We start from the raw sequence: 8,038 nt of genomic DNA, 5'->3' as shown, positions 1-8,038 counted from the left end.
TTACGCCCAATGAATCCGGATAACGCTCGCCCCCTACGTATTACCGCGGCTGCTGGCACGTAGTTAGCCGGGGCTTCTTCTGCAGGTACCGTCACCTTGCGGCCTCGTCCCTGCTGAAAGCGGTTTACGACCCGAAGGCCTTCGTCCCGCACGCGGCGTCGCTGCATCAGGCTTTCGCCCATTGTGCAAGATTCCCCACTGCTGCCTCCCGTAGGAGTCTGGGCCGTGTCTCAGTCCCAATCTGGCCGGTCGGTCTCTCAACCCGGCTACCCATCATCGCCTTGGTGGGCCGTTGCCCCACCAACTAGCTAACAGGCCGCGGGCCCATCCCTCGCCGTCTGGGCTTTCCCGCGCGCCCCATGCGGGGTGCGCGGAGTATCCGGTATTAACCACGGTTTCCCGAGGCTGTCCCGGTGCGAGGGGCAGGTTGCCCACGTGTTACTCAGCCGTTCGCCACTTTATACACGCCCGAAGGCGTCTTAACCGTTCGACTTGCATGTGTTAGGCGCGCCGCCAGCGTTCATCCTGAGCCAGGATCGAACTCTCGGTTCGAGTCACCCCCGGGTCTCCCCGGGGAAGATTCAATGGAAGAGGTCCGGACCCGGCCGAATCCCGCTGATCTGGATTCGCTTGGTATCGAATTGACGTTCGAGAACTTCATTTCGAACTTCGCTCATTCGCTGTCTTTCGTCGATCTTTCGATCGCAGTATCCGGTTTTCAAGGTTCGCCGCCGTGGGCCTCGGCCCGCGGCGCGGGAATTAACTATACGCATCCGGGAGGTCCTCGGGGGCGCGGCGGCGACCCTCCACCAATCCCACACATCCCCCTCCCCGCGCGGGCCGGGGCCCCGGAAACGCGAGGAGGGGGAGGCCCCCCGGGACCTCCCCCTCCTGTCGAATGCCCGTCGCTGGTCGGCGGCGTCATTCCATCGAGTGCATGCCCCTTCTCGCAATCTCGCATGCCGCATCGATCAGCTCGTCCCGGCGGACGATGTCACTCGCCTCGGCGCAGATGCGAACCACCGAGCTCGACCTTGAGGGGCGAATCGAGAGCCAGGAGTCGTCGGCGAACGTCAGCTTCAGCCCGTCTGCGTGGCTGACCTCGCGAGGCACCTCGCCACAGACCACGTGTGGATTGAGTCCTGGCAGGACATTCCTGAACGATTGGACCGCCGCAGGCTCGAGCCGCAGGTCCTTCCTTCGGTAGTCCATATGGCCGATCTTCTCCACTTGCTCGTTTACCAAGGCTCTGATGCCAACCTTGCGCGTTGCAACCATCTCTATGAGATAGAGCGCGGCAAGCAGGCCATCCCTGCCCGGAAAGAAGGAGGGGAACGCCATTCCCCCATACTCCTCCACGCCAAGAAGCACGTCGCCCTCGCGCGCTTCCTCGTAGATTCGCTGGAAGCCGACCGGAACCAAGGTGAAGGGACATCCGAGCCGACGCGCCTGCCGCTCAAGCCGCGCGGAACAGGAAAGGGTTCCCACAACACGACCTCGCCGGCCCCTGTCGTGCACGAGGTGCTCGAGCACGAGCGGAACCATGTGATGAGGCGAAACCAGCCTGCCCTCCGCGTCGACAATCGCGCAGCGACTACAGTCACCATTGAGCACTATTCCCAGGTCCGCCTCCGAATCGACGACCGCAGCCTCGCAATCGTCGACCCATGGCTCGCAGGCACGGGGATGGATTCCGCCAATCGTCTCGGACTCCTCCGCGTGAATCTCTCTCACGTCGCAGCCCAGCGAGTGGAGCAGGCCGGAAAGAACCCCTCGGCCTGGACCGTACATGGGGTCGACCACCACCTTGAGACGCGAGCTCAAGACCTTGCCCTGGTCGATGCGAGACCGAAGGGCGAGGAGATAGGCCTCTGTGAAGTCGCCGCTCGTCGTCTTGCCCAAGTCGAAGGCGGGCATGGACGTGACGAGCGCGTCGGCCTCCTCCACGAACGTCTGCGCAAGGGGGCCACCGTCCGCGCCCCGCGCGAGTATGCCACCGTACTCGCAGGAGGCCTCGCTCCCCGTGACCATGACCGCGCCGACGCAGCCTTTCCTACGCGCCGCCTCCCATGAAAGCGCGGGCAGGGGGCAGGGGGCGTCTGACACAACCGTGTTGAGTCCGAACGAAGCCAGGACGCCACCTGCAAGGCGGGCGAACTCGGGCGAATCCCTGCGCGAGTCATAGCCCACGAGGACCGTCGCCGCGGGAGAGGTGCTCGCCCAAAAGAGGCCGAGCCCTCCCACGAGACGGGCTACGCCCGTCTCGTCAAACCCCTCGTCATATCTGGCCAACCAGCCATTGGGACCCAGATGCACCTGCCGCATGTGGCCTGCTTTGCCCTAGGCCAGGGACTTTGCGGCACGAGGGCCGAGCGCTTCCACGAACGCCGCCCTGGAAGCGGGGTCGGCGAGCGCGACGCGCGCGTTAGTCGCGGCCCAAGCAGCAGGCGTGCCCGTATCACAACCCTCGCTCGGGTCCACCACCAGCGCGTACATCTCCTCCTTCTCGAGAAGGCGCACCATGGCGTCGGTGAGTTGGATCTCTCCGCCAGCGCCAGGACCCTGCGTGGCGAGGAACTCCATGACACGAGGGCTCAGGAGGTAGCGGCCGACGATGAAGAGGTGACTGGGCGCATCCTCTGGCGCGGGCTTCTCAACCATGCCCGTGACCCTCCAGACGGCCCCTTCCTCCTCGCCGGAGGCGTCGCAGCCCGGCAGGCACCCGACGCACTCGCCACCGACGATGCCGTAGCGGCTCACCTGGTCTGCCGGCACGGGGGCGACGGCGATGACCGAGGCGCCACCATGCGCGCGCGAGACCTCCGCCATGTTCACGCACATCTTGCGGTCGGGCACGAAGTAGTCGCCGAGCAGGACGAAGAAGGGCTCGTCCGACGGCACGGCATCACGCGCGCAGAGGACGGCGTGCCCGAGCCCCTTGGCCTCGTTCTGGTACACGAAGGAAACGGGAAGGCTGCCTGCCTGGTGCACGGCGTCCGCCTCGCTGTCCTTGCCCCTCTCTCGCAGCATTGACTCGAAGCCGCCGTCGACGGAGAAGTAGGCCTCGATCTGGGGCTTCTCCTTGGAATTGATGATGACGACCTCGTCCACGCCCTCGGGCTCCAGCGCCTCCTCGACGACGTACTGGATGACGGGCTTGTTGAGCACCGGCAGGAGCTCCTTGGGCATGCTCTTCGTCGCGGGAAGGAAGCGCGTCCCCAGTCCTGCTGCCGGTATGACTGCCTTCATCTGCCTGTCCTTTCGATGACGGTTTTTGCGACGATCGGGACTACTCCACGGAGATGCCCTGCTTCTCCAGGTATCCCAGCCACTTCTGCTGGGTGTCATACGAGAGTGCGTGCTCCATGAGACAGGCCTCGGCGTCAGCCCTCTCGGGATCGACCCCAAGATCGCGCTGCAGGAAGGCTCGAATCATGCGATGGCATTTCCACACGTGGGCGGCGTACTCGGTGCCCTCTTTGGTGAGCTGGACGCGGCCGTAGCGGTTCTGCTCCACGTAGCCGGCTTCCTTGAGGGTGGCGATGGCCTTGTTGACGCTCGCCTTGGAGACCTTGAGCTGGTCGGCGACGTCGACGGAGCGGACGCCCTCGGTCTCGCCAGTCTCGGTCATGATGCGGTATATGGATTCGAGGTAGTCCTCGTTGGCCATCGTGAGCGCGTGGCGCTCGCCTTCAGTGGGTCTTGGCATGCTGCCCTCCGTTGCGAGTGGGGACGACGTTAAGACTTAGACGCTTCTGACTTATACCCAATTGTCGGCCTTGGGGCCATTTTTTGCGACCGTCGAGTCGGCCGAGCGGGCCGAGAGCCCACCCGACGCAAAGCCGAAGCCCCGGACGAAGGCGTCGTCCGGGGCTTCGGCGGGCAAGCGAGCGGGGTCGCCGGCTACTCCTCGTCGCCGTCCGGCTTCTCTACCGCAAGACGCCTGACACGCGCGCCGAGCGCCTGGAGCTTGGGAACGAAGTTCTCGTAGCCCCTGTCTATGTGATGGATGTCGGACACCGTCGTGATGCCATCCGCGACAAGGCCGGCCATGACGAGCGCCGCTCCGCCCCTGAGGTCGGGCGAACGCACCTCGGCACCCGAGAATCGCCGAACGCCATGGACTATGGCATGGTGCCCCTCGATGCGAATGTCGGCGCCCATGCGCTGGAGCTCGCTCGCGAACATGAAGCGGTTCTCGAAGACGTTCTCGGTGATGACGCAGGAGTCGCTCCCCTGGGCAAGGAGGCACATCGTCTGCGCCTGCATGTCGGTGGGGAATCCGGGAAAGGGCAGGGTCTGGATGTCGACCGAGCGCAGGGGGTGCGAACGGCTCACGGTGCAGCAGTGCTCGCCGCGCGCGATGCCGATGCCCATGGACTCGTACTTCTTGAGGACCAGCCCGAGGTGGACCGGCTCGAAGCCCCGGACGGTGACGGGCTCCCCGCAGAGGCCGGCCATCGCAATGAAGGTGCCCGCCTCGATGCGGTCCCCAACGACCCGATGGTTGACGGGGTGGAGCTCTCCCACCCCCTCGACCTCTATCACGGGAGACCCGGCGCCGCGCACCTTGGCGCCCATCTCGTTGAGGAGGTTGGCGAGGTCGACGATCTCGGGCTCACGGGCGGCGTTGTCTATGGTCGTGGTCCCCCTTGCGTGGACCGACGCCATCATGAGGTTCTCGGTGGCACCGACGCTCGCGAAGTCCAGGGTGACCGTAGACCCCACCAGGCCGTCGGGCGTGGTGGCGTGGATGTTCCCGTGGTCGATGTCGAAGCTCACGCCCAGGGCCTCCAGGCCCAGGATGTGCATGTCGATCTTGCGGGCGCCGATGTTGCAGCCACCCGGCATGGCGACGACGGCCTCGCCGAAGCGGGCGAGAAGGGGACCGAGCACCGCCGTCGATGCCCTCATCTGGGCCACGAGGTGATACGGGGTCTCCCAGCGGTTGACGTCGGAGGTGTCGATGACGAGCTCGTGCTCGCCCCTGACGTCGATGTGCGCGCCAAGGTACTTGAGCACCTTTCCCATGACGTGGACGTCAGAGATGTTGGGCACGTTGGTAAGGGTCGTGACGCCAGGGGCCATGATGGTGGCCGCCATGAGCTTCAGGGCGGAGTTCTTTGCCCCCTCCACCGTGACCTCGCCGGCAATGGGGTAGCCCCCCTCGACCTCGATGACTTCCAAAGCGCCCTCCCAGGCTATGAGGCAGCCTCTTCGTCCCCAGCCGCATGCTTCAGGAGGAGGTTGCACCACTTGATCTTGTTCTCATAGTATGCGCGACGCGGGTCTCCCTCGGGAAGGGCGTCACGCGAGTCCATGGCGTCCTGCCGCGTGTCACGGACGACGTCCGGCTCGATGTCGTCCGTGCGACGTGCATGGTCGGCGAGGATGATGACGCTCTTGTCATCAATCTCGGCGTAGCCGCCGGAGATGACGACGCGCACCTCTCCCCCACCATCCTCCGGGGTCGCGTGCAACCTCACCACGCCATCTCCCAAGGAGCAGATCTCGGCGGCATGGCCGGGCCAGACGCCCAGCTCTCCGCTGTGGGTCACCAGGACCAGGCTGGAGACCGGCCCCTCGTAGAGGAGCCGGTCGGGCCTGACGAACTGACAGTTAAGCTCTGCCATGTGCATTCCTACTCCGCGCTCTCCGCGCTCATCTTGGCAGCGCGCTCGCGCACGTCCTCGATGGTGCCGGCATAGCGGAAGGCCTGCTCGGGCAGGTCGTCACACTTGCCGTCCACGATCGCGGCAAACGAGCGGACGGTGTCGTCGACGGAGCAGTAGGTCCCGGGGTTGCCCGTGAACTTCTCTGCCACATGGAAGGACTGCGAGAGGAACTGCTGGATCTTCCTCGCGCGGGCGACGACGAGCTGCTGCTCCTCGGAGAGCTCGTCCATGCCCAGGATCGCGATGATGTCCTGGAGGTCCGAGTACTCCTGGAGGGTCTCCTGGACAGCCATGGCCACGCGGTAGTGCTCCTCGCCGACGATGCTGGGGTCAAGCGCCGAGGACGAGCTCGCAAGCGGGTCGACGGCCGGATAGATGCCCAGCTCGGTGATGGAGCGCGAGAGGACCGTGGTCGCGTCGAGGTGCGTGAAGGTCGTGGCGGGCGCGGGATCGGTGAGGTCGTCCGCAGGAACGTAGACGGCCTGGACCGAGGTGATCGAGCCCTCCTTCGTCGACGTGATGCGCTCCTGCAGGTCACCCATCTCGGTTGCCAGCGTGGGCTGGTAGCCGACGGCGGAGGGCATGCGTCCCAGCAGCGCCGAGACCTCGGAGCCCGCCTGCGAGAAGCGGAAGATGTTGTCGATGAAGAGAAGGACGTCCTGCCCTTGGTCGCGGAAGTACTCAGCGGTGGTCAGGCCGGCGAGCCCGACGCGCAGGCGGGCTCCAGGCGGCTCGTTCATCTGCCCGTAGACCAAGCAGGTCTTCTCGATGACGCCGGATTCCGTCATCTCGAGGAAGAGGTCGGTGCCCTCGCGGGTGCGCTCGCCGACGCCGGTGAACACCGAGGTGCCGCCGTGCTCCTGGGCGAGGTTGTTGATGAGCTCCTGGATGAGGACCGTCTTGCCCACGCCGGCGCCGCCGAAGAGGCCGGTCTTTCCGCCACGGACGTAGGGCTCGAGCAGGTCGATTGCCTTGATGCCCGTCTCGAAGATCTCGGTCTGGGTGGTGAGCTCGTCGAAGGCCGGGGCGGGGTGGTGAATGGGGTAGTACTGGACGTCGTCTGGCACGCCCTTGCCGTCCACGGGGTCGCCCATGACGTTCCAGACGCGGCCGAGCGTGGAGGGGCCGACCGGCATCATCATGGGATGCCCGGTGTCCTTGACCTTGAGGCCCCTCTGCAGGCCATCGGTCGAGGACATGGCGACGGCGCGGACGACGCCGCCAGCCAGCTGCGACTCCACCTCGAGCACCGTGTGCACCTCGCCCACCGGCGTCATGTCATCCACGACGAGGGCGGTGTAGATGCTGGGGACCTTGCCGTCGAACTTGACGTCGACGACGGGGCCGACAATGCGGACGATGGTGCCGGTGCCGACGCTCCTGTTCATCTGGTTGTAGGTGGCCTCCTCGAGGAGGGAGCGCGCCTGCGCTGTTGTCTCTGACATTAGTTGTCCTCCAATGCGGAAGCGCCGCCGATGATTTCGTTCAGCTCGGTGGTGATGCTTGCCTGGCGCTCGCGGTTGTAGGTGCGGCTCAGGGAGCCGAGGACCTCCTTGGCGTTGTCCGTGGCGGACTGCATGGCCCGCCTGCGGGCGCCGTGCTCCGCTGCTGCGGAGTCGAGCAGGGCGTGATAGATGACGGTCCTGATATAGGCCGGCATGAGGTAGCCCAACACCTCGCTGGCGGAGGGCTCGAACGCATAGTCCGTGTACGCGGCGTGCTCGACCTTGCTCATCGCCTCCGGAGTGCGCGGCTTATTGGGCATCATGAGCTGCTCGCGGGTGACGGGAAGCAGACTCTCGCTCACCTGCGTCTGGTCCACGCGGTTCTTGGCGTGCCAGTAGACCAGCTCGACACGGTCGAACCTGCCCGACGCGTAACCGTCCATGACGTAGGAGGCGATGCGATCGGCCTCGTCGCGGCTTGGCTCGGACGACATGCCGACGAACGAGAGGACGGGACGTATCTTGCGATACGTGAAGTATTCCGTGGGCTTGCGCCCGCACGTGATGACCGACGCGCCGATGCCACGCTTCTGCAGATCGCGCATCTGGCGTTCGACCGAGCGCTGCGGGAGGATGTTGAAGCCTCCCGCCAGGCCGCGGTCGGACGCGACGAGCACGAAGAGCACGTTCCTCTCGCTCAGACGACGCGCAAGGAGAGGCTGCGACTCGTCGAAGCCCGCGCTGGCAACGTTTGCCAGCATGTTGGTGATGGCCTCCTTATAGGGCCCCGCCTCCTCGGCCTTGCTGAGGGCCTTGTGGATGCGTGCCGTGGAGATCATCTCCATCGTGCGCGTGATCTGCATGGTGCTCCGGATGGAGCTCATGCGCCGCGATATCTCACGAAGGTTCGCCATGCCG

General features: G+C 65.5%; 7 protein-coding genes and 1 rRNA gene. All 8 read right to left on the bottom strand.

Annotated features, from left to right (window positions below; translation table 11 throughout):
- A 16S ribosomal RNA gene (locus tag ACMPH2_RS08400) occupies positions 1-552 on the bottom strand; the annotation flags it as partial.
- 369 nt (positions 553-921) lie between these two features.
- Entirely contained in the window at positions 922-2,325 is a 1,404-nt protein-coding gene (locus tag ACMPH2_RS08395) for a phosphohexomutase domain-containing protein (protein ID WP_417119193.1), read from the bottom strand.
- Positions 2,326-2,340: 15 nt separating this feature from the next.
- Positions 2,341-3,249: a UTP--glucose-1-phosphate uridylyltransferase gene (locus ACMPH2_RS08390; RefSeq protein ID WP_417119192.1), complete on the bottom strand. Its 909-nt coding sequence runs from the start codon at positions 3,247-3,249 to the stop codon at positions 2,341-2,343.
- 40 nt (positions 3,250-3,289) lie between these two features.
- Positions 3,290-3,709 (bottom strand): metal-dependent transcriptional regulator, encoded by a 420-nt coding sequence (locus ACMPH2_RS08385; RefSeq protein WP_009278175.1) that lies wholly within the window; start codon positions 3,707-3,709, stop codon positions 3,290-3,292.
- 194 nt (positions 3,710-3,903) lie between these two features.
- Positions 3,904-5,187 carry a UDP-N-acetylglucosamine 1-carboxyvinyltransferase gene (gene murA / locus ACMPH2_RS08380; RefSeq protein WP_062531451.1) on the bottom strand — a complete coding sequence of 428 codons (1,284 nt, stop codon included), beginning with the start codon at positions 5,185-5,187 and terminating at the stop codon, positions 3,904-3,906.
- Positions 5,188-5,201: 14 nt separating this feature from the next.
- The gene (gene atpC / locus ACMPH2_RS08375) at positions 5,202-5,633 is read right to left on the bottom strand and encodes an ATP synthase F1 subunit epsilon (protein WP_009278177.1); all 432 of its coding nucleotides are present in this window, start codon (positions 5,631-5,633) and stop codon (positions 5,202-5,204) included.
- Between the two features lie 8 nt (positions 5,634-5,641).
- Entirely contained in the window at positions 5,642-7,120 is a 1,479-nt protein-coding gene (gene atpD / locus ACMPH2_RS08370) for a F0F1 ATP synthase subunit beta (RefSeq protein WP_062531452.1), read from the bottom strand.
- Positions 7,120-8,034: an ATP synthase F1 subunit gamma gene (gene atpG / locus ACMPH2_RS08365; RefSeq protein ID WP_417119191.1), complete on the bottom strand. Its 915-nt coding sequence runs from the start codon at positions 8,032-8,034 to the stop codon at positions 7,120-7,122. Before atpG ends, atpD begins: the two co-directional genes overlap by 1 nt.
- Positions 8,035-8,038 lie beyond the last annotated feature (4 nt).

Source organism: Olsenella phocaeensis (genome assembly GCF_048189965.1).
Classification (GTDB): domain Bacteria; phylum Actinomycetota; class Coriobacteriia; order Coriobacteriales; family Atopobiaceae; genus Olsenella_I; species Olsenella_I phocaeensis.
This window is presented reverse-complemented; position numbering and strand designations above follow the sequence as displayed.

Coding starts and splice junctions, on each gene's coding strand:
- ACMPH2_RS08395 (WP_417119193.1), bottom strand. CDS start 2,325: ATGCGGCAGGTGCATCTGGGTCCCAATGGCTGGTTGGCCAGATATGAC.
- ACMPH2_RS08390 (WP_417119192.1), bottom strand. CDS start 3,249: ATGAAGGCAGTCATACCGGCAGCAGGACTGGGGACGCGCTTCCTTCCC.
- ACMPH2_RS08385 (WP_009278175.1), bottom strand. CDS start 3,709: ATGCCAAGACCCACTGAAGGCGAGCGCCACGCGCTCACGATGGCCAAC.
- atpC (WP_009278177.1), bottom strand. CDS start 5,633: ATGGCAGAGCTTAACTGTCAGTTCGTCAGGCCCGACCGGCTCCTCTAC.
- atpD (WP_062531452.1), bottom strand. CDS start 7,120: ATGTCAGAGACAACAGCGCAGGCGCGCTCCCTCCTCGAGGAGGCCACC.
- atpG (WP_417119191.1), bottom strand. CDS start 8,034: ATGGCGAACCTTCGTGAGATATCGCGGCGCATGAGCTCCATCCGGAGC.